This is a genomic window from Acinetobacter sp. 766875 (assembly GCF_000582055.1).
In the GTDB taxonomy this organism is placed as follows: domain Bacteria; phylum Pseudomonadota; class Gammaproteobacteria; order Pseudomonadales; family Moraxellaceae; genus Acinetobacter; species Acinetobacter nosocomialis.
In genome coordinates this window covers 1-23,314 of the sequence record NZ_JEXX01000002.1, presented here as the reverse complement: position 1 = coordinate 23,314, position 23,314 = coordinate 1, and the positions used below count along the sequence as shown (strand labels likewise).

Below are 23,314 nucleotides of genomic sequence, written 5' to 3'. Positions count from 1 at the left end.
CTATGAAAAAAGCTACTCAGTCCAAAGCGTGGACAACGGTTCAAATTGCACGTCATCCTGATCGTCCGCAGTTTCTAGATTATGTCGGTGAAATCTTTACAGAGTTTGATGCCTTGCATGGTGATCGTTTGTTTGGTGACGATGGTGCGATGGTAGGTGGTCTTGCTCGTTTTGACGGTCAACCTGTGATGGTCATTGGACAACACCGTGGTCGTAGTACCCGTGAAAAATTAAAGCACAACTTTGGTATGGCGAACCCAGAAGGTTACCGTAAATCTCAGCGTTTACTAGATATGGCTGAGCGTTTTAATCTTCCGGTTTTCACGTTTATTGATACGATGGGTGCATATCCAGGTGTTGGTGCTGAAGAACGTGGACAAGCTGAAGCAATTGCCACTAGTCTTGCTCAACTTTCAAGTTTGAAAGTTCCTGTTGTTGCAACAGTACTCGGTGAAGGTGGTTCTGGCGGTGCTCTAGGTATTGGGGTTGCTGACCGTGTGATTATGCTATCACATAGTATTTATTCTGTGATTTCACCAGAAGGTTGTGCATCTATTTTATGGAAGACTGCTGAAAAAGCAGCTCAAGCGAGTGAAGCTTTAGGTTTAACAGCAGATAAACTACAATCTCTAGGTATTGTTGAATATGTAGTAGATGAAGGCGAAGGAGCTCATTTAGACCCTGAGCGTGTGATGCAAAACCTAAAAGTAGTTTTAAAGCAAGCTTTGGATGAATTGCTACCGATGGATGCAAATGAACGATGCGAAGCACGTTATCAACGTTTAATGAAGTTTGGCAGCGAAAATTTAGGCATCACGTCTTAAAGCAGGCTCAAGAGTTTTCAGAAAATAGTTCTTTTCTTATTGGATGTAGTGGTGGCATGGATTCAATGCTACTACTACATTTAATGACTCAAATTTTCCCTCAAAAGATCCGGGTAATTTACATTGATCATCAACTGCAAGAACAAAGTGCAGAATGGGGGAAACTTGTTGCCAGTCAGGCAACAAGTTTAAATATTTCTTACATTATTCAAAAAGTACAGATTTCTGATGGGAATCTGGAAGCTCAAGCACGTCAAGCACGTTATCAAGCTTATCAGCAACATTTACAACAAAATGAAATTCTATTGCTTGCTCATCATCAGCAAGATCAGGCCGAAACAGCTATTTTACGTTTATTGTCAGGTACAGGTGTAGATGGACTTGCTGCAATGCAAGCCATTGATTACCGTACAAACATGACGATTTGGCGTCCTTTTTTGGATTTAACACGTGAGCAAATTGCTTTTTGGGCTGCTCAGCTTGAAGTGAAGTATATTGATGATCCAATGAATTATGATACCCATTATGACCGTGTGTGGTGTCGTGAAGAGCTTTGGCCATTTTTATCAAAAAGATTTCCAAAAATGCAGCAGGCGCTGAGCCGAACCAGTTATCTCATGCAGGATGCTTCCGAAATTTTAGAAGAAGTTCTGAAAAATGATTGGCAATATTCGGGTTCAGCTGACTATTTAGATTTAACGAAATTATTTGAGTTATCTTTTGCACGACAGCGCCAGTTACTTTCTGCATGGATGAAGGGTGATGGGCAATATCGGCCTGCATTTGAAATGGTCGAGCGCTTAAAAAAAGAAGTCATTGATTCTAAATCTGATGCACAAGCCGCTTTACATTGGAACCAGTTTTATTACGTCCGTTATCAAAATATTCTTTATAGGTTAAGTAAACAGATTTATCTTGCTGAAAAATTAAATCCGGTTGAAGCTGAACTGGAGCATTCATTTAAATTACAAGAAGAATGGCAGGGCGCAGCAGGGCTGTTCAATATTGAGAGTAAAAAAATTGGTTTAAGTCATTCTTTATTGAATAAAAAATTGAAAATAATTCGACGTCAAGGTGGGGAAAAGATTCATCTATATGGTCGTGTTGGACAATGGCCGTTAAAAAAAGCGATTCAAGAAGCACATATTTTGCCTTGGCTTCGTCATACAATTCAAATATTAGTCATAGATAATGTTATGCTTGGGGTTTTTACACCGAAAGGATTTTGGTTGGCTCAGTCTCCGTATTGTGAGCAAGGAGGATGGCAACCAGATTTAATTTCTCATTCTTGTGATCTGGTAAATGGCGAATATGGTTATGACAAGTGCAGTAAATAGTAATATCTGTTTTATTGGTGGTGGTAATATGGCCCAAGCGTTGATCGGCGGGCTGATTTCAAGAGGTTTGCCGCCAACACGTATTACCGTTTCAGATCCAGTTGAACAAATCCGTCATTTATTACAAGAAAAAGAAGTTCATGTAACCCAAGATAATGTGGCTGCAATTAAAAATGCGGATGTTGTCGTACTTGCGGTAAAGCCACAAGTTCTAGCGAATGTTCTACGTCCGCTGAAAGGCTTATTATCGGATAAACTGGTTATTTCCATCATTGCTGGTGCGGAAATTAAGACAATATCAAATCTTATTGATAGCGAACGAATTGTTCGTGTTATGCCGAATACGCCAGCATTAGTTCAAACTGGCGCACATGGTATTTATGCGACTGATGTAGTTGATGCTTCAGACCGTGAATTAACGAGTCAAATTTTAGCAGCAACTGGTTTAACAATTTGGGTAAACTCCGAAGCTCAAATTGATGCGGTAACAGCAGTTTCAGGTTCAGGCCCGGCTTACTTCTTCTACCTCATGGAAAGTATGATCCGTGCAGGTAAAAATCTAGGCCTAGATGAAAAAGTTGCAACTGCTTTAACTCTTCAAACGGCATTAGGTGCGGCTCAAATGGCAATTACGAGTTCAAATACTCCGTCTGAACTACGTAAAAATGTGACATCACCGAATGGTACAACACAAGCTGCACTTGAAGTTTTTGATCGTGCACAAATCTCTCAAAATATTCAATCTGCATTAGCTGCTGCACAGAAACGTAGCCAAGAATTGGCTCAAGAACTGAGTGACAGTGCAAAATAGCTTTAATAGGATAAGACAACTATGGGTGCAAATTCTGCGCTAATTTTTGGAATTTTAATTAACGTTGCGATTTTATTGGTCTTTTTCCGGTTCTTAATGCAATTGGCGGCAGTAAGTCCTTATAATCCTGTGGTTTTATCGACAGTAAAGGCGACGAAGATTGTTGATATTTTTGGCCGAATTTTTCCAACAGTCGCAAAAGGCCGATTCAATTTAGCCGCGTTAGTTCTTTTAATTATTTTATATTTACTGAAAATTTTCGGTGTGATGTATCTTTCAGGTTCAATGCCAAATAGTCCGATTCATTTAGTGATTTTGACATTTGTGACAATGATCCAAGATTTGATTCGTTTCTGTCGTTATTTAATTTTTGCGACAATCATTTTGAGTTGGGTGGTGATGTTCACTCAATCTCGTTCACCTTATATTGAAGTCATTCAAGATTTGGCAGAACCATTATTAGCCCCGTTCCGTCGCTTACTGCCTAATATGGGAATGATTGATTTGTCGCCAATTTTGGCATTCTTAGCGCTCTATATTGCTGAGATCTTAATGAATGAAGTCGCTAAAGTTCTTTTAACTGGACTTTAAGTTGAGACGATAAAAAAGGGCTGTATTTCACAGCCCTTTTTTATTGGTTTATTGATGACTTAGTGTGCATCATCCCAGTTTTGTCCTTGCCCAACTTCAACAAGTAAAGGCACAGAAATTTCGACAACGGATTCCATAACACTTGCGATTTGCTTAGAAAGTTCTTCTGCAATATTTTGATCGGCTTCAAACACTAATTCATCGTGTACCTGAAGTAGTAGTTTTGCTTGATCTTTTGGCAAGATTTTATCAACTGCAATCATTGCAAGTTTAATAATATCAGCTGCACTACCTTGCAAAGGCGCATTGATCGCAGCACGTTCAGCAGCCTTACGTACCATCACATTTCGAGCATCAATATCTGGTGTATAAAGACGACGTCCTAAAATAGTTTCAACAAAGCCTTGCTCCGATGCTACTTGGCGGGTACGTTGCATGTATTCATAAATACCCGGATAGCGTTGGAAATATTGCTTAATATAGTTTTGCGACTCTTGACGTGTGAAGCCTAACTGACGAATTAAGCCAAACTCGGACATACCGTAAAGTAAACCAAAATTTACAGCTTTAGCTTGGCGACGCTGATCATTTGTTACATCTTCGATCGCAATACCCAATACTTCTGCTGCCGTACGGCGGTGAACGTCTTGTCCGTGCTGGAACGCATGTACTAAAGCATCATCTTGAGAAAAATGAGCCATTAAACGAAGTTCAATTTGTGAGTAATCGGCTGCTAGTAAAACTCGTCCTTCTGGTGCAATGAATGCTTTACGAATTTGACGGCCAATTTGTCTACGAATTGGAATATTTTGTAAGTTAGGATCCGAAGAAGATAGACGACCTGTCGCTGTGAGAGCTTGGTGATAACTTGTATGTACGCGATGGGTATCGTTATGAGATTGCTCAACTAGACGGTCAGTATAGGTACTTTTTAGCTTTGCTAACCCACGATGTTCTAGAATAATTTCCGCTAATGGGTGTTCGATTTTTTCTAAAACACTTTCACTGGTACTGTATTGTCCAGTTGCAGTTTTTTTACCACCTTTAATACCTAATTTATCAAATAGGATTTCGCCTACTTGTTTAGGTGAAGCAATGTTAAAAGTTTCATCTGCAATTTCCATAGCCTGATTTTCAAGGCCTTCCATGGTTTTTGCAAATTCAACACTTAATTTATCTAAGAATGCATGATCTAAACGAATACCATCTTCTTCCATGCCTGACAAAATTCGGGCAACCGGCATTTCGATGTTATATAAAATATTTTCTAGCTCAGGATGTGCTTTAAGTTTATTTGAAAGGACTTCATATAAACGATAAGTCACATGCGCATCTTCGGCTGCATAATGAGCAGCAACTTCAATCTCAATTTGATTAAAAGTCTTCTGTTTAGCACCTTTACCAGCAATTTGTTCAAAAGTTGTGGTTAAGTGACTTAAATAGACACGAGCTACATCATCCATGCCATGACGAGTTGCTGCTGCATTTAATACATAAGATGCCAGCATGCTATCGAAATACCAGCCTCTAAGTTCTATACCGTGATTAGCAAAAATGTGCGCATCATATTTAAGGTGATGACCGATTTTTTTAACCGCTTCATTTTCTAATACTGGCTTAATTTGAGCCAGAATTTGTTCACGATCCAGCTGCTGTGGCGCATTTTCATAGTTATGTGCTAAAGGCACATAATAGGCATCTTTTGCATCAAAGGCGATTGAAAAACCAACCATTTCGGCAATACGGTAATCAAGACTTGTGGTCTCTGTATCAATAGCAAAATGATCGGCATTTTGCATGCGTTGCCAGAGTTGATCCCAAGCTTCTTGAGTTAAAACAGTATGATAATTTGCAGTCCCAAGCTGATCATCTTGACTAGTTAAGCTAGCTTGATCTTCTGTTTCTATTGTTTCAGCAGGTTTAACTTCATTTTGAACCACGGTCTGTGAAGCTTGCTGTTTGTAGCTTGAGCTATTTGGATTGTTTGGATGATCAAGCGACTGTAATTGGTTTCTAAACTCGAGCTCAGTGTATAGATTACGCAAAGCCTCTACGTTTGGATCAGTAAGCTTTAACTCATGCCAGTCAAGTTCTAAAGGAAGATCACACACAATACTGGCTAACTGGTGATCAAGCTTAATATTGTCTAAGTTATCTTTAATATTTTGGCTAAGTTTGCCTTTAAGCTGGTCTACATTCGCAATGATATTATCTAAAGTGCCATATTCGGTCAGTAACTTGGCTGCTGTTTTTGCTCCCACGCCAGGCACGCCCATAATACCGTCAGACGCATCGCCCATAAGGGTTAAGTAATCGATAATTTGATTTGGCCAAACACCAAATTTTTCAAATACACCGTCGGTGTCCATTACACGATCTTTAAAGCTGTCTTCTAATTTTACATGGTCATTGACGAGCTGAGCCATGTCTTTATCTCCGGTTGAGATCAGTACATGATGCCCCTCAAGTACGGCACGTTTAGCCAGTGTCCCGATAATGTCATCAGCTTCAGCACCTGGAAGGCTATATAAAGGAATTCCTTGCGCTTTAATTAGAGCGTGTAAATATGGAATCTGTTGAGATAACTCTTCCGGCATGGTTGGGCGGTCACCTTTATAAATAGGTGAAAGCTTATGACGGAAAGTTGGCTCAGGCGTATCAAAAATGACGGCCATATGTGTTGGTTGCATACGACGCATTAATTTTTGAATGGCAGAAATTGCCCCACGTATTGCATTGGTATGTAACCCTGTAGAGGTCGTCAATGGTGGTAATGCATGATATGCACGAAATAAAAAATAGGACCCATCAACCAAGACAAATGGTGGCATTGAACAATTCCTTAATTTGAATTAGGGGTATTTTACGTGAAAACGGCTATGAATGCAGGTTTATGATTTTTGCAGTATTTTGTATGTATAAATATACGCTTGTATTGGCTTGAAGTAAGATGATATGTAATGAAGGTGTCATATTGCTAAGCCCATGTATAAAAAAGACAAACAGGGAATGATCGTTGTTTTGATCGCTTTGACTTTGTTTTTAGCCATTTCAATTGGTTTTAAATTTCAGAGTGCCGTTGTTGCTTTATCTATTGCTCTTACTGTCATACTAGTTCAGTCGTTATCAAATCTACATCAACGTTTAACTCATTTAGAAGAGCAGTTTTCTCACCAGACAACGCCACTTTATTCTATTCATATGCAAAGAACGGTAATTTATACCGCCGCTTTGGTTGCATTAGTTGCTTATATCAATCATTGGATGTGGATTGCTGGTGGGGCATTACTGGTTTTACTGTTATGTTTGATTCAAACTATTAGTACATTTCATACTCGTCTATTGTTCCTCGAGTCAGCCAAGCAAACAGTAAGTGTAAATGAATCTATACATACAGAAGTGATAATGCCTGTATCAGAGCAAGCTGATCCAAACAATATTACCGAGCCAGCTTTACCTGAAACAACAGCTTTAGATCAAGAAGAACAAATAGCTCGTACACAGACCACCGCATGGTGGCAACCAGCAGTCGATTGGATGATTCATGGTAATCCAATTTTAAGAGTTGCTGTTGCTGTGCTTATGGTTGGGGTGGTGCTCTTACTGCGTTTTGCCAGTGAGCATTGGCAGTTGAGCTTAGGTGTGAAACTTGGTTTTATTGCCATTGCTGGAGGTGTATTAACAGCATTTGGATATACCTTGCAAAAGAAAAACCAGTTATTTGCTGTGGCGTTGCAAGGTGTCGGGTTAGCGATTGTCTTTCTAACGCTTGTGTTCTCGCATCATTTCGGTGTAATCGCAAGTCTAACTACAGCGAGTATTTTATTTGCTATTTTATTATCAATTACGGTATTCCTGAGCTTAAAACAACAAGCCATTTATTTAGCAATACTGGCACTCGGTATGGCTTATGCGGCTCCTTTAGTGATTCCGCAATATCGTCCTGATGTGATTTTTCTATTTAGTTACTATTTTGTCATTAATCTTGCGGTCGCTGCCGTTAACTTTATTCAGCCATGGAAAGTTTTAAATCAAATTGCTTTCTTTGCCACAATGTTTATTGGTGGTAGTGCAATCGCATTTTATGCCGAGCCAGCAAAATTTGGCACATTAGACTGGATCTTATGGTGTCATATTGCCTTGTTTATTTGGTTAAGTGTTCGTTATAGCCAAAATATATCTCGGGTTTCAGCACATGAAAAACAAGAAGGGATTCGTGTATCTCCACTCTTAGATGTTGGCCTTATTTTTAGTGTTCCTGTATTAGGCTTTACGCTTCATGCCTATTTAGTTCATGAGTCGACCCAAGCTTTGACCATTGGTGCTGCTGTATTAGCGTGTACCTATGCGGTATTAACTTATTGGATTAAAAAATCCCATCCACAACTTTCAGTTCTTGCAAAAAGTTTTTTCATACTCGCGGTTGCTTTTTTTGCCTTAATTTTTCCACTTGCAAAGGGAGCGCACTGGACGGCAATTGGTTGGGTCGCACAAGGTACGGCTTTAATCGTTTGGGGAGTAACTGAGCGCTATCGTTTAAGCCGATATATTGGCGTAGTTTTAGTTTTACTCAGTTCACTTGCACTGTTTTATCAGGTTTGGGCAAATGAAGAGTTTCCAACGCTAAGCACTAGCATTTATGCAATTGCTCAATTCATTTCTGCTTTTTATTTATTGCAATACAACAGTAAAGAGCAACGCTATTTTAGCGCAAGTATGTTTAGCGGTATTTTCTTATGCTTAGGTATGTATGCGGGCGCCGTAGCTGGTATAGAAATAATGGCATGGCATCATCATGCTTTAAGTCCGTATTTGATCTTCGCTGTAGCCCTAATCGCAATATTTAGTGCTATTGTTCACTATAAACTTCGTGTGCAATGGCAAAGTTTGCAGTTAATTTTAATTAGCCTGTTACTGTTGTTAATTTTGGGGGAGGTCTCTGTTAGTCAAGTATTTACGTTGTTTAAATGGGGAGACTCATTACAGCAAACTACTTTCCTAGTTGCTACAATTATTCTGAGCGGTTTATTTATTATGGCTCAACCGCAGACGGGTGAGTCTGGATACTTAAAAGTCTGGGCTGGTTTAAGCTGGTTAGCGTTAGCGATAGTTGGCGTGGCTATTTTCCCAAAAATGCCAATAGTCGCTTTGGCTTTTGTTCCTGTGGCTTATTCGCTTTGGGCTTATAAAACTCATAAAACGACACTATTGCATCAAATTCCGGTGTGGTGTTTAAGCTTACTGTGGTTGCTTGTGGTGAGTATTGATAGCCATTCTGCCGAGTACCTTTATTTTATTCCTTTAATTAACTTAACGGACTTTCTTTCAATTGTGGTATTTGCAGGCTTACTTTTTATTGTTTATCAACATGATTTTGATCAAGATAAGTCACTGGAGTGGACTTTTAAAATTACAACAATTTTAGTGGGCTTACTGGTATTTAGTAGTGTAGTCGTTCGGGGCTTGCACCATTACTGGGCAACACCGCTATGGAGCGCTTCAATTTGGACAAATGGTCTAGTACAGCTAAGTTTGACCTTACTTTGGGTTATTTTGGCATTTGTATTGACGACATTCTCTAGTCGAAAAATGATTCGTCAACTCTGGTTTGTAGGCGCTGCACTTTTAGGGATTGTTGTATTAAAGCTGATTTTGCTTGATCTATCGCAAAGTGCAACGTTAACTCGAGTTATTTCATTTATTGGAGCAGGTGGGGTAATGTTGATTATTGCTTATCTTGCACCATTACCACCATCATCTACCGCACAGAAGAATCAAGAGCCTAAGCTTTAGGCTCTCTTTTTAACTCTTTTTGATTACTGTATTGATCGATATCATCGTCAGCAAAAATATTAGATGGTCGATCAATTAATCCCATTTTAGGAACAGGAATCTCAATTTGGTTATCTAAAAAGCCATTTCGGATACGTTCTTGCATTTCATCTCGAACTTTTAAAGAATTTTCTTGGCGGCACCACATTGCAAATAAAAGCTCAATCGATGATTCCCTAAATGCAGTTACTGTAACCGCAGGTTTTGGGTCATCTAACACGAGTGGGTAATTTGCTGCGACGTTAAGTAGAACCTCACGGACTTTAATAATGTCTTCATGAAAGTTAATGGCGAGTGTAATTGGAATACGGCGTATCGGGTATTTAGATAAGTTGTGTACAGGGGCACGAATAAGTTGTTCATTCGGTAAACGAATATAGACGTTGTCGAGTGTAAGCAATTTTACTGAAAGCAAATCAATTGAGATGACTTCACCTTCGATGGTATTGCCACGAATGAGGGTGATTTGAATAGTATCACCGACTTCAAATGAACCTTCACCAATCAAAAATAAACCACTAATCAAGTTACTGGCAGAGGTTTGCGAAGCAAAACCAAGTGCTACTGTTAAGATCCCCGCTGCCCCTAGGAATACACTAAGTTTGAACCCGGCTTCTTTTAAACTCGTCATAATGAAGAGTAAGAAAATAAAATAGAAAATACCGCGGCGCCATACCAGACGCTGATGAGCATTAAAACGTGAGCCAACGGTTCTAATAAATGTATTTGAAATAATACGGGCAAGGACAAAACCAATAAAACAAAGCACAACACCGACTAAAATTTCACTGATACGTTCGGTGTTAATATTGGTGAATATACTTTTGAGGCTATCAGCGATATCTCTAGGAATATTTGAATCAGCCATAGAACCCCCTTAAAAAAATGAATCAAACATATTAAATAGTGCACCGCCAGGTGAACGTGGGGGATGTACGTAAGTCACTTCACCTGCAAGAGGCGGTGTACGGTTTTCAATTCGTATACGAGCTGGACGGTCAGACCCTTCATAATAAACTTTAATCTGTGAGGTCCATAAGCGTCCCGTACTTTCACTATAAAATAGCGGTAGGGCGGTAACCGGAACATTCATACGATCAAAGCGTAATTGATGATTACTGGTATTGTGAAAATCAATCGGCGTAACTGCTCTAAAGGCACGTGGTGTTAATAGATTTAAATCGGTACGTCCATCAACAGAGGTGGCATAGCAAATTTCACCTTGCTGTGCATTGGGTCCAAACCATGTATCTTTAGGCTGAATTACAGGAATCTCAAATAAAGGTTCATGCTGACTTTCAACTAAACCTGCAATCCATAAAGGAGTACTAATATAAAGAGTCCCTCGCTGACCTGCTGGAATATAAATTGGATCAACAGGTTTAATCACAACAGATCGGTCCGCCAAACGTGGCATGAGTAGAAACTTCGGATTAGTTTTTCTAAACATGTAACGTTCGACTTGAACAGTATGGGGGAAACCAAAATTTGCATCCGAGATAATGTGCCAATCTTGTTCATTATCATCTTGGAGAGTGGGACGATAATATTCGATACGCCATTCTTTTATGCCCCGCGTTAAACGAAAGAGCATTGAACCGAATTGCCATGCTTTCGACTGGTTAATTTCAAAGTGCTGTTCACCCCACCATTTTAAAGAATTCTGGGGGCGAGGCTGATATTCATTATTTTCAAACAAGACGTAAAATTCCTCTACCGAGTTGTTAAACAGACTTCACGCTGTAATCTGCTTAGAGTACACTCAAAATCATCTTACTCATCATTATAAATTGTGATGCAAATATTGAAACAAATACAAGTTCCATATAGTTTTGCCAAGCGTCATGGTGTTTTATTTCGTTATGACGGTGATCAAGTTTTTATTGTTAGACGTCAAAATACAGAAAAAATTGCATTGCAGGAAGCAAGACGAATTTTGGGGAAGCCTGCACATTATCAGCTATGTACTGAACAAGAGTTTAATAGCTTATTAAGTACGAGTTATGCTGGTGACACAGGGGAGTCGCAACAAGTTGCAGCAGGTCTAGAAGATCATCCAGATTTATTGAGTTTGGCCGATCAGGTTCCTGAAACAGAAGACTTAATGGACCAAGAAGATGACGCGCCTATTGTCCGTCTGATCAATGCACTTCTATCAGAGGCGATTCGAGTTGGTGCTTCTGATATCCATATTGAAGCTTTTGAAAAAAAATTATCCGTTCGTTTGCGGGTAGATGGTCAATTACGTGAAATTGTACAGCCGCGCCGTGAGTTGGCACCGTTACTTGTTTCACGTATTAAAGTTATGGCGAAACTAGATATTGCCGAAAAGCGTGTGCCGCAAGATGGACGTATTTCTTTACGACTTGCTGGACGTGAAGTGGATGTGCGTGTATCTACTTTGCCTTCGTCTCATGGCGAGCGAGTTGTTATGCGTTTGCTTGATAAACAAGCGGGTCGCCTTAATATGACTCACTTGGGTTTAATGGCAAATGACTATGAGCGTTTAACTCAATTGGTGCATCGTCCACACGGAATTATTTTAGTTACAGGTCCTACGGGTTCGGGAAAAACCACTACCTTATATGCAGCTTTATCTGATTTAAATGATAATACACGCAACATCTTAACTGCCGAAGACCCAATCGAATATCAACTTGAAGGCATAGGGCAAACACAAGTTAATACCAAAGTGGATATGACATTCGCTCGTGCTTTAAAGGCAATGTTACGTCAAGATCCAGATGTTGTAATGGTTGGTGAGATTCGTGATTTAGAAACTGCTGAAATTGCAGTGCAAGCATCATTAACAGGTCATTTGGTTTTATCGACACTACATACCAATACTGCTATTGGTGCGGTTACTCGTCTTAAAGATATGGGAATTGAACCGTTCTTACTTTCAAGTTCTTTAATTGGGGTCGTTGCTCAGCGTTTGGTTCGTACCTTATGTCCACATTGTATGACATGGCGTGAAGCCGATACTTTTGAAAAGCAGGTTTTTCAGTATATTTCGCATGAGCCAACTTTAAAGTTACCGGAAGCTCAAGGGTGTGAGCAATGTTCCCACTTAGGGTTTAATGGCCGTACAGCGATTTATGAAATTGTACCTATTGATGAACCTATGCGCCGACTCATTCATGGTAATGCAGCAGAGTTTGAATTAGAAAATCATGCCCGTCAGTATTCTGGTTCTATTCGAGATGATGGCTTGCGTAAAGTGCTCTCAGGCAAAACTACACTTGAAGAAGTACTTCGTGTAACTAATGAAGCAAGTGAAGCATAATACGAAAGATATAAAAAATGCCCGATAATATTCGGGCATTTTTCAATATGAATAATTATTCAGTCACAATATTAAAAGTTACATCAATATTGTTACGAGTCGCATTTGAATATGGACAAACAATATGAGCTGCTGCAACTAATTTTTCAGCTTCTTCGCGGTCCATACCAATTAAATAAACATTTAAAGTAACTTCAATACTAAAACCTGTAGGAATTGGACCAATACCAACTTCACCTTCAACATAAGCATCTTTGCTAATGTTGAATTTATCGCGGTTAGCAACAAATTTTAAAGCGCCTAAAAAGCACGCTGAATAACCAGCTGCAAATAATTGTTCTGGGTTGGTTACAGCACCACCAGCGCCACCCATTTCTTTAGGCACACCAAGTTGTACGTCTAATACACCGTCTGATGAAGTTGCACGACCATCACGGCCACCAGTTGCTTTAGCTTTTGCACGATACACAACTTTTTCTAAAGACATCTTTTTATTCCTAAATTAAATTGAATACAAATATATCGTACACGACTTAAATATTTTGACAAGTTAATTTTGTAAAAAAAGTGGTAATTATTTAGCTATATTTGTACGAAGCTGTGTCAGTTGATCTTTTAGGCCGAGTAACGTGGTCATATCACAAGAACTTGCTTCCAATATATGAGCTGGAATATTCACTGCCCGTTCTTTAAGTTTTTTCCCGTTTTCGCTTAACGTAATAATTACTTGTCGTTCATCTTCTTTTGAACGAGTACGATTAACAAATTGCAGTGCTTCTAGCTTTTTTAAAATTGGTGTTAAGGTGGAGGACTCTAAAAATAACTTGCTGCCAATTTCTGAAACAGTAAGCTCATCTTTTTCCCATAAAACCAACATCACCAAATATTGAGGATAGGTAATACCTAATGGAGTTAAAAGTTTACGATAAAGTTGATTAAGAGCTAAATTTGTTGAATAAATGAGGAAACATAATTGATTCTCAAGCTTTAAGTTTTGACAGTCTTGGTCCATATATTCCTCAGAAAACTAGTGGGTGCTTTTCTAGTATATCGCTTTATGTTTAATTTCTTAAATGCTCATAATTCTGAGTTATTGATAAAAATCAGATAACGCAAAAAAAGTGTAATCAAAGGATTACTCTATAACTTTAAAATATGAATTTGAAACAATTACCAGAGGTCAGCAATTTTTTTCATTAAACGAGCACGGTATCTTGCAGTTGGATTGTTCTCATCGCGTTGTTGCTCTTGTTCGTAAAAATCCTGCCAAGCTGTAATCATTTCCAAGGTTGTGCCTTGTTTTTTTATCATAGAAACATCAGCTGGTTGAATATTTTCTAAACGTTGTCTTGCACCTTCAGCACCAGTTCCCCAGCCAATAATTCGTTGCCCAAAAGCAGGAAGAGGAATATTTTTTGGAGTAGGTGGAAAAGTATTTTGTTTAAGCTGTAAATTTGGGGAAACAAAATGATTTGTTGCACCAAAATCCGCTGCGTAACAGTGAATATTTGCCCCTAAGCAAAAAATGCTAAATAAGTATTTCCACATGAATAATTAAGCTTTTAATAGTGAATTAATTTACGATGAGTCATTAAAGGCATTGAAGTGCGAACAAGTTCTTGAGCAGCTAAATCAAAAGGTACAGTAATTAAACCATTACCTTCATGTTCAATCATACTTAAAATTTGTCCACGGCTATCAGTTGCTCCTGCATGTCCCCAAGTTTGACGTTTTTCCCCATGCCAACCTTGTTGTGCCGCTCCTAAAACATAGCATTGGCTATCCATTGCACGTGCTTGCAACAACAGCTGCCAGTGCATTTGCCCTGTTGTATAGGTAAATGCTGCTGGAGCAGTCAATAGATGAGCGCCTTGTTGTCTGAGGGTTAAAGCTAACTCGGGAAAACGCAAGTCATAACATACCATTAGGCCGATATTGCCAAAAGGAGTAGATGTGACTACAACGTCTGTTCCAGGCTCAAAGAAACGGGATTCTTGATATCCACCGACAGCATCGCCAACTTGTACATCAAATAAATGTATTTTGTCGTATCGTGCTTCTGTACCTTCAGGACTGATACATAAGCTTACTGTGCGCACGCGGCCATCTTGAATGATAGATCCATCTGGACGGAATGGGCAGGGCAGAGTACCTGCAACAATCCAGATTTGATATTGATGCGCAAGTTTCTCAAGTCTTTGCTGGATCGATTCAAATTGCTCAGCTGTTTCACGCTGTTTACCAGCAGCGAAACATACAAAGTTCTCGGGAAAAACAATTAAGCTAGCATTTTGAGCCTTGCTTTGCTGAATCAATGACTCAATTATTTGAAAGTTGCTTTCAATGTCATCTTGAGAATTCATTTGAACAACTGAAACAAGAGTCATATACAAATCCCGATTAGCAATAAAATTTAGGCATTTTGCTTATCAGATACTTGTTCAAGCGTATCTTGTTCTTTCTGCAATTGCTTAACAAGTGGCTCAAACATATTCTGATTATTTGCATTGAGTTTCATCAATGTCTTATGCGCATCCAGAACAGTTCTTAGCATCGCATTATGAGTAATGTGTTCATCCGTTAACGTTAAAGTACAAACGTTAGGATCGCCACAATAATTCAGAATGACAAAAACCTGCCCTAGCCCCATGCTGTTGGCTAAGGTTGTGATATCTGGATTGGTAGATAGCATCACAGCTTGAATATGATGAGTCTGTTTCAGTTTTAAACCTAGCTTAGCTAAGATACCTAATACAGTACTATCAATAAATGTTGTTTGGGTTAAATCAACGATTGCACCAACAACATTCTCTTGCTGTTCAATTCTGTTTAAAAGTTTGTCTAGACTTATACAAGAATGGGCTCGCACTTCACCAATAAGTTTGAAAATATGCGTTCCATTTAAGCTTGCATATTCAACATGACCTGTTGACATATAAATGCCATTTTCAGAGAAGGATAGAAAAATTATCACATAGTGCCATCTCAGACTCAAGAGTCCTTAAGTCGTATATTTTTTAATTGTTTGATTTTTAAATTAATTCATTCGACAAAGACTAAAGATGGCAATGTCATCAGCAACATGATCAGGGGCTTGGAATGATTGATTTTGCAAATGTTGAACCAATTGTTGAAATTGATCATTCAATCCGCCATCAAATGGTTCTAATGCTCCATCTGAACAAACTATGAAACGTGCATGACGATTTAATGTGCAAACGTGTTCTTCAACTTCTAGTTCGTCAGTTAAACCCAAAGGAAAGCTACTAGTTGTTAAAATTTTTGGAGGTTGATTAGGTTCAAAAATAATTGGAGGAGGGTAGTGACCTGCACTAGACCAACGAAGGCTATGTGTTTCCAGATTTAAAATACCAACTACAATCGTAATATGTTTTTCAATATTCTCTTGAACTAACATTCCATTTAATTTTTTAATCAACTGTCGCGGTGTTTTTGAACGACCATGAAAGGCAGCCATCCATGAAGTTAATAAACTGCTTGTAACACCGTGTCCCGATACATCGGCAAGATAGAATAAAACCTCTTTATCATTTAATTTCCAATAATCATACCAGTCACCTGATAGATAGGCGGAAGGTTGAAAAAAAGTTTCAACTTCATAATTTAATAAATCAATAGGATTTGGTAATAAACGTTTTTGCAATTCTGCGGCGGAAGGTAAATCGCGACTATCTTGATTGCGTTTATATTGAGCATCAATCCTTGTTAATGCCTTGTTTAAATCTTGAGGTAACTGGTTCCATACCCATCCCGCAAGAGCACCTGCTTCCCATGCTTGAGCTAAAGCACTACCTTCATGCTCAAAAGCAATAACAATGGTAGGTAAACGCCATTTATGAGTCAGGAAATCTTGTACATCTGCAATTGCGATAATTGTTGGATCATATAAATCGAGATCATCTATGTGAATGACTTGTAAGTCTGGTAATGCTTCCAGAGCTTGCTCTAAGAAAGGAATAGAGCGGGTCGGTTTAATAAAATACATAGAAGATATGGTAGTCCTTTTACAAGATCACTTTATCCATCATAGAGGATGTATGATCAAAATCAAGGTATTGCCTTTTTATATGAAGACTACAATACCTTGATTTCTTCTTTAATTATTTTTTAGTTTTAGTTTGACTATCATCTGGTACATCTTCAGATTCGTCATCATCAATAAAAGATACGTCTGCTGAATTACCTTTTTTCTCAGCAATCTGGAAAGCCTTACGTTGGAGATACAAATCGCGAATCATCGCATATTGATCACCTTGTATGGTTTGATCCAAATCTAGATATTGAGCACGTGTATCAATGGCCTGTAAGACATTAGTTGACCAGTAAAGACCATCTTGGTTATCCATGATGTACTTTTGTGGACGAGCCTGAGAATCTACACCTAAGCCAATCCCATCACGTAATGTACTCGGTCCAAAGAAAGGCAACATCAAAAATGGCCCAGAAGGAACGCCATAATAACCAAGAGTTACACCAAAGCTTTCATCTTCAGGCGGAAGGCCTAAGCGACTAGCAGGGTCAGCTAAACCTAAAGTTGTTAATGTATTAACAGTAAATCGGCCGAGTGTTTTTGCTGCACGTCCAGGGCGTCCTTGAATTAACTGGTTAACAGCATTCCATGGCTCTCCAAGATTTTTACGGAACTGACGATAAGAGCCACGCACATCTTCTGGAGTTTTCTCATTATATTGAACTGCAACTGGACGAAGAATATTGCGATCCAACATGTCATTAAAAGAATAAATCGGACGGTTTAATGACTGTAATGGATCTTTTACTGTATCCGGTTGAGCAGCGTTTGCATTAATTTTTAAATCTTTAGCTTTTAGTGCTTTCAAGTCTTTAATAATTTGTGAACGGGGGCGGCCCTGCTGAGCCTCTGTCGAAGTAGCATCTTCCGGACTAGCGGCAGATTCTTCAGCAAGATTTTCCTGAGCGTGTGCTGAGGTATAAAGACCCACAGTTAATAAGCTCGATAATAGTAAATTAGAATAATTCATATAATTCCTTAACCGCTAGCCAGGCTCTGTTCAATATGCAGTTGGATAGAGATATATTTTAATACAGAAGCGATAAGCTATTATCAATGTAAAATTGGTCAAATAATATAGAAAAATGACTAAAAAGCCCAAAAAATGATCGGTTGATTCGTGGGATGTGAAAAAGGTATTGCAAAGGGATTTGGATGGTCTATAATGCACATCCATCGGCGGTGATGCAGATAGAAACTTGTTGAAAAACAGTTACTTGAGATTAGATTGGTTACTTTAAGTGATGAATTTAATGTTAAGTTGGTTTGAGAAATAAGTTTTAAAAATATCGAAATTACCTGTTGACTTTTAAGAGATTAAGAGTAATATAGCCGACCTAGCTTGCTGGTGACGAACCAGGAAGAAGATCATTAAGAGAATTGAAGAACAACTTGTGTGGATTTTTACTGATTGATTAATCGAAATAATTTTCATTGATTGATTGGTTTAAATTACTCGAAGTTTATTTGAGCGAAATTTAAGTCAGTAATTGATGAGCCAGAATTGGCACCTTGTCTATAAATAAGGTGCAAAATGATTTTAACTGAAGAGTTTGATCATGGCTCAGATTGAACGCTGGCGGCAGGCTTAACACATGCAAGTCGAGCGGGGGAAGGTAGCTTGCTACTGGACCTAGCGGCGGACGGGTGAGTAATGCTTAGGAATCTGCCTATTAGTGGGGGACAACATCTCGAAAGGGATGCTAATACCGCATACGTCCTACGGGAGAAAGCAGGGGATCTTCGGACCTTGCGCTAATAGATGAGCCTAAGTCGGATTAGCTAGTTGGTGGGGTAAAGGCCTACCAAGGCGACGATCTGTAGCGGGTCTGAGAGGATGATCCGCCACACTGGGACTGAGACACGGCCCAGACTCCTACGGGAGGCAGCAGTGGGGAATATTGGACAATGGGCGCAAGCCTGATCCAGCCATGCCGCGTGTGTGAAGAAGGCCTTATGGTTGTAAAGCACTTTAAGCGAGGAGGAGGCTACTTTAGATAATACCTAGAGATAGTGGACGTTACTCGCAGAATAAGCACCGGCTAACTCTGTGCCAGCAGCCGCGGTAATACAGAGGGTGCAAGCGTTAATCGGATTTACTGGGCGTAAAGCGCGCGTAGGCGGCTAATTAAGTCAAATGTGAAATCCCCGAGCTTAACTTGGGAATTGCATTCGATACTGGTTAGCTAGAGTGTGGGAGAGGATGGTAGAATTCCAGGTGTAGCGGTGAAATGCGTAGAGATCTGGAGGAATACCGATGGCGAAGGCAGCCATCTGGCCTAACACTGACGCTGAGGTGCGAAAGCATGGGGAGCAAACAGGATTAGATACCCTGGTAGTCCATGCCGTAAACGATGTCTACTAGCCGTTGGGGCCTTTGAGGCTTTAGTGGCGCAGCTAACGCGATAAGTAGACCGCCTGGGGAGTACGGTCGCAAGACTAAAACTCAAATGAATTGACGGGGGCCCGCACAAGCGGTGGAGCATGTGGTTTAATTCGATGCAACGCGAAGAACCTTACCTGGCCTTGACATAGTAAGAACTTTCCAGAGATGGATTGGTGCCTTCGGGAACTTACATACAGGTGCTGCATGGCTGTCGTCAGCTCGTGTCGTGAGATGTTGGGTTAAGTCCCGCAACGAGCGCAACCCTTTTCCTTATTTGCCAGCGAGTAATGTCGGGAACTTTAAGGATACTGCCAGTGACAAACTGGAGGAAGGCGGGGACGACGTCAAGTCATCATGGCCCTTACGGCCAGGGCTACACACGTGCTACAATGGTCGGTACAAAGGGTTGCTACACAGCGATGTGATGCTAATCTCAAAAAGCCGATCGTAGTCCGGATTGGAGTCTGCAACTCGACTCCATGAAGTCGGAATCGCTAGTAATCGCGGATCAGAATGCCGCGGTGAATACGTTCCCGGGCCTTGTACACACCGCCCGTCACACCATGGGAGTTTGTTGCACCAGAAGTAGCTAGCCTAACTGCAAAGAGGGCGGTTACCACGGTGTGGCCGATGACTGGGGTGAAGTCGTAACAAGGTAGCCGTAGGGGAACCTGCGGCTGGATCACCTCCTTAACGAAAGATTGACGATTGGTAAGAATCCACAACAAGTTGTTCTTCATAGATGTATCTGAGGGTCTGTAGCTCAGTTGGTTAGAGCACACGCTTGATAAGCGTGGGGTCACAAGTTCAAGTCTTGTCAGACCCACCATGACTTTGACTGGTTAAAGTTATAGATAAAAGATACATGACTGATGATGTAAGCTGGGGACTTAGCTTAGTTGGTAGAGCGCCTGCTTTGCACGCAGGAGGTCAGGAGTTCGACTCTCCTAGTCTCCACCAGAACTTAAGATAAGTTCGGATTACAGAAATTAGTAAATAGAGATTTCGGTCTTGGTTTATTAACTTCTGTGATTTAAGTATCACGGTATTAAGCATGACCTGACGAAGGCGTGTTTATTCATTAACAGATTGGCAAAATTGAGTCTGAAATAAATTGTTCACTCAAGAGTTTAGATTAAGCAATTAATCTGAATGAATTGAGAACTAGCAAATTAACTGAATCAAGCGTTTTGGTATATGAATTTAGATTGAAGCTGTACAGTGTTTAAATACACAGTGCTCTAAACTGAAATGTTGAAGTTACTAACTTGTAGGTAACGTCGACTGTTTGGGGTTGTATAGTCAAGTAATTAAGTGCATGTGGTGGATGCCTTGGCAGTCAGAGGCGATGAAAGACGTGATAGCCTGCGAAAAGCTCCGGGGAGGCGGCAAATATCCTTTGATCCGGAGATGTCTGAATGGGGGAACCCACCTACTTTAAGGTAGGTATTGCAACATGAATACATAGTGTTGCAAGGCGAACGAGGGGAAGTGAAACATCTCAGTACCCTTAGGAAAAGAAATCAATTGAGATTCCCTCAGTAGCGGCGAGCGAACGGGGATCAGCCCATTAAGTTATGTGTGTTTTAGTGGAACGCTCTGGGAAGTGCGAACGTAGAGGGTGATATTCCCGTACACGAAAGGGCACACATAATGATGACGAGTAGGGCGAGGCACGTGAAACCTTGTCTGAATATGGGGGGACCATCCTCCAAGGCTAAATACTCCTGACTGACCGATAGTGAACCAGTACCGTGAGGGAAAGGCGAAAAGAACCCCTGTGAGGGGAGTGAAATAGATCCTGAAACCGCATGCATACAAGCAGTGGGAGCACCTTCGTGGTGTGACTGCGTACCTTTTGTATAATGGGTCAGCGACTTATATTCAGTAGCGAGGTTAACCGTATAGGGGAGCCGTAGAGAAATCGAGTCTTAATAGGGCGTTTAGTTGCTGGGTATAGACCCGAAACCAGGCGATCTATCCATGAGCAGGTTGAAGGTTGGGTAACACTAACTGGAGGACCGAACCCACTGTCGTTGAAAAGCCAGGGGATGACTTGTGGATAGGGGTGAAAGGCTAATCAAGCCTGGTGATAGCTGGTTCTCCCCGAAAGCTATTTAGGTAGCGCCTCGGACGAATACCATAGGGGGTAGAGCACTGTTTCGGCTAGGGGGTCATCCCGACTTACCAAACCGATGCAAACTCCGAATACCTATGAGTACTATCCGGGAGACAGACTGCGGGTGCTAACGTCCGTAGTCAAGAGGAAAACAATCCAGACCGCCAGCTAAGGCCCCAAAATCATAGTTAAGTGGGAAACGATGTGGGAAGGCATAGACAGCTAGGAGGTTGGCTTAGAAGCAGCCACCCTTTAAAGAAAGCGTAATAGCTCACTAGTCGAGTCGGCCTGCGCGGAAGATGTAACGGGGCTAAAACTATGTGCCGAAGCTGCGGATTTGACATTAGTCAAGTGGTAGGGGAGCGTTCTGTAAGCCGATGAAGGTGTATTGAGAAGTATGCTGGAGGTATCAGAAGTGCGAATGCTGACGTGAGTAACGACAAAACGGGTGAAAAACCCGTTCGCCGAAAGACCAAGGGTTCCAGTCCAACGTTAATCGGGGCTGGGTGAGTCGACCCCTAAGGCGAGGCCGAAAGGCGTAGTCGATGGGAAATTGGTTAATATTCCAATACTTCTGTGTAATGCGATGAGAGGACGGAGAAGGTTAAGTCAGCCTGGCGTTGGTTGTCCAGGTGGAAGGATGTAGGTATGTATCTTAGGCAAATCCGGGGTACTCTATACTGAGATCCGATAGCAAGCTGTACTTGTACAGCGAAGTGGCTGATACCATGCTTCCAGGAAAAGTCTCTAAGCTTCAGTTACACAGGAATCGTACCCGAAACCGACACAGGTGGTCAGGTCGAGTAGACCAAGGCGCTTGAGAGAACTCTGCTGAAGGAACTAGGCAAAATGGTACCGTAACTTCGGGAGAAGGTACGCTGTTGTTGGTGATGGAACTTGCTTCCTGAGCTGATGACAGCCGCAGAAACCAGGCCGCTGCAACTGTTTATTAAAAACATAGCACTCTGCAAACACGAAAGTGGACGTATAGGGTGTGATGCCTGCCCGGTGCTGGAAGGTTAATTGATGGGGTTAGCGTAAGCGAAGCTCTTGATCGAAGCCCCAGTAAACGGCGGCCGTAACTATAACGGTCCTAAGGTAGCGAAATTCCTTGTCGGGTAAGTTCCGACCTGCACGAATGGCATAATGATGGCGGCGCTGTCTCCAGCAGAGGCTCAGTGAAATCGAAATCGCTGTGAAGATGCAGTGTACCCGCGGCTAGACGGAAAGACCCCGTGAACCTTTACTGCAGCTTGACACTGAACTTTGACCTTACTTGTGTAGGATAGGTGGGAGGCTTTGAAGTTGGAACGCTAGTTCCAATGGAGCCGTCCTTGAAATACCACCCTGGTAATGTTGAGGTTCTAACTCTGTCCCGTTATCCGGGACGAGGACCGTGTCTGGTGGGTAGTTTGACTGGGGCGGTCTCCTCCTAAAGAGTAACGGAGGAGTACGAAGGTGCGCTCAGCGTGGTCGGAAATCACGCGTAGAGTATAAAGGCAAAAGCGCGCTTAACTGCGAGACCCACAAGTCGAGCAGGTACGAAAGTAGGTCTTAGTGATCCGGTGGTTCTGTATGGAAGGGCCATCGCTCAACGGATAAAAGGTACTCTGGGGATAACAGGCTGATACCGCCCAAGAGTTCATATCGACGGCGGTGTTTGGCACCTCGATGTCGGCTCATCTCATCCTGGGGCTGAAGCAGGTCCCAAGGGTATGGCTGTTCGCCATTTAAAGAGGTACGCGAGCTGGGTTTAGAACGTCGTGAGACAGTTCGGTCCCTATCTACCGTGGGCGCTGGAAATTTGAGAGGATCTGCTCCTAGTACGAGAGGACCAGAGTGGACGAACCTCTGGTGTACCGGTTGTGACGCCAGTCGCATCGCCGGGTAGCTATGTTCGGAAGGGATAACCGCTGAAAGCATCTAAGCGGGAAGCCTACCTCAAGATAAGATTTCCCTAGGAATTTATTCCTCTAAAGAGCCGTTCGAGACTAGGACGTTGATAGGTTGGATGTGGAAGCATAGTGATATGTGAAGCTGACCAATACTAATTGCTCGTGAGGCTTGACTATACAAC

The 23,314-nt window shown here is 41.1% G+C and carries 16 protein-coding genes, 2 tRNA genes and 2 rRNA genes; 10 read left to right on the top strand and 10 right to left on the bottom strand.

Translation table 11 applies throughout. The features are described from left to right. The first annotated feature begins 2 nt into the window (after nucleotides 1–2). The 4 genes from J576_RS02580 to J576_RS02565 are packed head-to-tail and all read left to right on the top strand — an operon-like array spanning nucleotide 3 to nucleotide 3,563. Nucleotides 3–824 carry an acetyl-CoA carboxylase carboxyltransferase subunit alpha gene (locus tag J576_RS02580; RefSeq protein WP_002054564.1) on the top strand — a complete coding sequence of 274 codons (822 nt, stop codon included), beginning with the start codon at nucleotides 3–5 and terminating at the stop codon, nucleotides 822–824. Next, nucleotides 761–2,161 (top strand): tRNA lysidine(34) synthetase TilS, encoded by a 1,401-nt coding sequence (tilS, locus tag J576_RS02575; RefSeq protein ID WP_081401038.1) that lies wholly within the window; start codon nucleotides 761–763, stop codon nucleotides 2,159–2,161. Before J576_RS02580 ends, tilS begins: the two co-directional genes overlap by 64 nt. Next, a complete protein-coding gene (gene proC, locus J576_RS02570; protein ID WP_080631569.1) occupies nucleotides 2,136–2,972 on the top strand; it encodes a pyrroline-5-carboxylate reductase in 837 nt (278 codons plus the stop codon). The genes tilS and proC overlap by 26 nt, the downstream gene beginning before the upstream one ends. A 21-nt stretch (nucleotides 2,973–2,993) precedes the next feature. Continuing rightward, the gene (locus J576_RS02565; protein WP_002054582.1) at nucleotides 2,994–3,563 is read left to right on the top strand and encodes a YggT family protein; all 570 of its coding nucleotides are present in this window, start codon (nucleotides 2,994–2,996) and stop codon (nucleotides 3,561–3,563) included. A gap of 59 nt (nucleotides 3,564–3,622) precedes the next feature. On the opposite strand, the gene polA is transcribed toward J576_RS02565, so the two are convergent. Beyond that, nucleotides 3,623–6,394 (bottom strand): DNA polymerase I, encoded by a 2,772-nt coding sequence (gene polA / locus J576_RS02560; RefSeq protein ID WP_002054529.1) that lies wholly within the window; start codon nucleotides 6,392–6,394, stop codon nucleotides 3,623–3,625. Between the two features lie 154 nt (nucleotides 6,395–6,548). Here polA and J576_RS02555 point away from each other — a divergent pair, with 154 nt between their 5' ends. Beyond that, nucleotides 6,549–9,356 (top strand): DUF2339 domain-containing protein, encoded by a 2,808-nt coding sequence (locus tag J576_RS02555; RefSeq protein WP_025468015.1) that lies wholly within the window; start codon nucleotides 6,549–6,551, stop codon nucleotides 9,354–9,356. Here J576_RS02555 and J576_RS02550 read toward each other — a convergent pair. Beyond that, complete coding sequence (locus J576_RS02550; RefSeq protein ID WP_002054522.1) at nucleotides 9,346–10,263, bottom strand: mechanosensitive ion channel family protein; 918 nt, start codon at nucleotides 10,261–10,263, stop codon at nucleotides 9,346–9,348. The genes J576_RS02555 and J576_RS02550 overlap by 11 nt on opposite strands. A 9-nt stretch (nucleotides 10,264–10,272) precedes the next feature. Beyond that, nucleotides 10,273–11,094: a DUF432 domain-containing protein gene (locus J576_RS02545; protein WP_002054549.1), complete on the bottom strand. Its 822-nt coding sequence runs from the start codon at nucleotides 11,092–11,094 to the stop codon at nucleotides 10,273–10,275. 96 nt (nucleotides 11,095–11,190) lie between these two features. Here J576_RS02545 and gspE point away from each other — a divergent pair, with 96 nt between their 5' ends. Next, nucleotides 11,191–12,681, top strand: coding sequence for a type II secretion system ATPase GspE (gene gspE, locus J576_RS02540; protein WP_002054544.1), 1,491 nt, complete (start codon nucleotides 11,191–11,193; stop codon nucleotides 12,679–12,681). Between the two features lie 55 nt (nucleotides 12,682–12,736). Here the strand turns inward: gspE and J576_RS02535 are convergent, their stop codons facing one another. From J576_RS02535 to J576_RS02505, 7 genes are all read right to left on the bottom strand, one after another. Next, nucleotides 12,737–13,168: an organic hydroperoxide resistance protein gene (locus J576_RS02535; protein ID WP_000051124.1), complete on the bottom strand. Its 432-nt coding sequence runs from the start codon at nucleotides 13,166–13,168 to the stop codon at nucleotides 12,737–12,739. A gap of 87 nt (nucleotides 13,169–13,255) precedes the next feature. Continuing rightward, nucleotides 13,256–13,693 carry a MarR family winged helix-turn-helix transcriptional regulator gene (locus tag J576_RS02530; protein WP_002054569.1) on the bottom strand — a complete coding sequence of 146 codons (438 nt, stop codon included), beginning with the start codon at nucleotides 13,691–13,693 and terminating at the stop codon, nucleotides 13,256–13,258. A gap of 158 nt (nucleotides 13,694–13,851) precedes the next feature. Beyond that, nucleotides 13,852–14,229 carry a DUF4951 domain-containing protein gene (locus J576_RS02525; RefSeq protein ID WP_002054542.1) on the bottom strand — a complete coding sequence of 126 codons (378 nt, stop codon included), beginning with the start codon at nucleotides 14,227–14,229 and terminating at the stop codon, nucleotides 13,852–13,854. A 14-nt stretch (nucleotides 14,230–14,243) separates the two neighbouring features. After that, the gene (locus J576_RS02520; RefSeq protein ID WP_002054557.1) at nucleotides 14,244–15,068 is read right to left on the bottom strand and encodes a carbon-nitrogen hydrolase family protein; all 825 of its coding nucleotides are present in this window, start codon (nucleotides 15,066–15,068) and stop codon (nucleotides 14,244–14,246) included. A gap of 26 nt (nucleotides 15,069–15,094) precedes the next feature. After that, entirely contained in the window at nucleotides 15,095–15,616 is a 522-nt protein-coding gene (gigB, locus tag J576_RS02515) for an anti-anti-sigma factor GigB (protein WP_000103065.1), read from the bottom strand. A gap of 102 nt (nucleotides 15,617–15,718) precedes the next feature. Next, nucleotides 15,719–16,687 (bottom strand): RsbU family protein phosphatase GigA, encoded by a 969-nt coding sequence (gene gigA / locus J576_RS02510; RefSeq protein WP_002054548.1) that lies wholly within the window; start codon nucleotides 16,685–16,687, stop codon nucleotides 15,719–15,721. A gap of 115 nt (nucleotides 16,688–16,802) precedes the next feature. Then, nucleotides 16,803–17,702 carry an MlaA family lipoprotein gene (locus J576_RS02505; protein WP_002054553.1) on the bottom strand — a complete coding sequence of 300 codons (900 nt, stop codon included), beginning with the start codon at nucleotides 17,700–17,702 and terminating at the stop codon, nucleotides 16,803–16,805. A 571-nt stretch (nucleotides 17,703–18,273) separates the two neighbouring features. On the opposite strand from J576_RS02505, the gene J576_RS02500 reads away from it, so the two are divergent. The 4 genes from J576_RS02500 (at nucleotide 18,274) to J576_RS02485 (ending at nucleotide 23,309) form a co-directional block, all read left to right on the top strand. Further along, nucleotides 18,274–19,811, top strand: a 16S ribosomal RNA gene (locus tag J576_RS02500). Between the two features lie 59 nt (nucleotides 19,812–19,870). Continuing rightward, nucleotides 19,871–19,947, top strand: a tRNA-Ile gene (locus tag J576_RS02495). Nucleotides 19,948–20,002: 55 nt separating this feature from the next. Then, a tRNA-Ala gene (locus J576_RS02490) sits at nucleotides 20,003–20,078 on the top strand. Nucleotides 20,079–20,418: 340 nt separating this feature from the next. After that, nucleotides 20,419–23,309 (top strand): 23S ribosomal RNA (locus tag J576_RS02485). Together the 16S and 23S rRNA genes with 2 tRNA genes alongside form the textbook arrangement of a ribosomal RNA operon. The last annotated feature ends 5 nt before the right edge of the window (nucleotides 23,310–23,314 follow it).

What these genes read in the sequence shown, in the direction of transcription:
- J576_RS02580 (WP_002054564.1), top strand. Translation starts at nt 3, where the DNA reads ATGAAAAAAGCTACTCAGTCCAAAGCGTGGACAACGGTTCAAATTGCA.
- tilS (WP_081401038.1), top strand. Translation starts at nt 761, where the DNA reads ATGCGAAGCACGTTATCAACGTTTAATGAAGTTTGGCAGCGAAAATTT.
- proC (WP_080631569.1), top strand. Translation starts at nt 2,136, where the DNA reads ATGGTTATGACAAGTGCAGTAAATAGTAATATCTGTTTTATTGGTGGT.
- J576_RS02565 (WP_002054582.1), top strand. Translation starts at nt 2,994, where the DNA reads ATGGGTGCAAATTCTGCGCTAATTTTTGGAATTTTAATTAACGTTGCG.
- polA (WP_002054529.1), bottom strand. Translation starts at nt 6,394, where the DNA reads ATGCCACCATTTGTCTTGGTTGATGGGTCCTATTTTTTATTTCGTGCA.
- J576_RS02555 (WP_025468015.1), top strand. Translation starts at nt 6,549, where the DNA reads ATGTATAAAAAAGACAAACAGGGAATGATCGTTGTTTTGATCGCTTTG.
- J576_RS02550 (WP_002054522.1), bottom strand. Translation starts at nt 10,263, where the DNA reads ATGGCTGATTCAAATATTCCTAGAGATATCGCTGATAGCCTCAAAAGT.
- gspE (WP_002054544.1), top strand. Translation starts at nt 11,191, where the DNA reads ATGCAAATATTGAAACAAATACAAGTTCCATATAGTTTTGCCAAGCGT.
- J576_RS02535 (WP_000051124.1), bottom strand. Translation starts at nt 13,168, where the DNA reads ATGTCTTTAGAAAAAGTTGTGTATCGTGCAAAAGCTAAAGCAACTGGT.
- J576_RS02530 (WP_002054569.1), bottom strand. Translation starts at nt 13,693, where the DNA reads ATGGACCAAGACTGTCAAAACTTAAAGCTTGAGAATCAATTATGTTTC.
- J576_RS02525 (WP_002054542.1), bottom strand. Translation starts at nt 14,229, where the DNA reads ATGTGGAAATACTTATTTAGCATTTTTTGCTTAGGGGCAAATATTCAC.
- J576_RS02520 (WP_002054557.1), bottom strand. Translation starts at nt 15,068, where the DNA reads ATGACTCTTGTTTCAGTTGTTCAAATGAATTCTCAAGATGACATTGAA.
- gigB (WP_000103065.1), bottom strand. Translation starts at nt 15,616, where the DNA reads ATGTCAACAGGTCATGTTGAATATGCAAGCTTAAATGGAACGCATATT.
- gigA (WP_002054548.1), bottom strand. Translation starts at nt 16,687, where the DNA reads ATGTATTTTATTAAACCGACCCGCTCTATTCCTTTCTTAGAGCAAGCT.
- J576_RS02505 (WP_002054553.1), bottom strand. Translation starts at nt 17,702, where the DNA reads ATGAATTATTCTAATTTACTATTATCGAGCTTATTAACTGTGGGTCTT.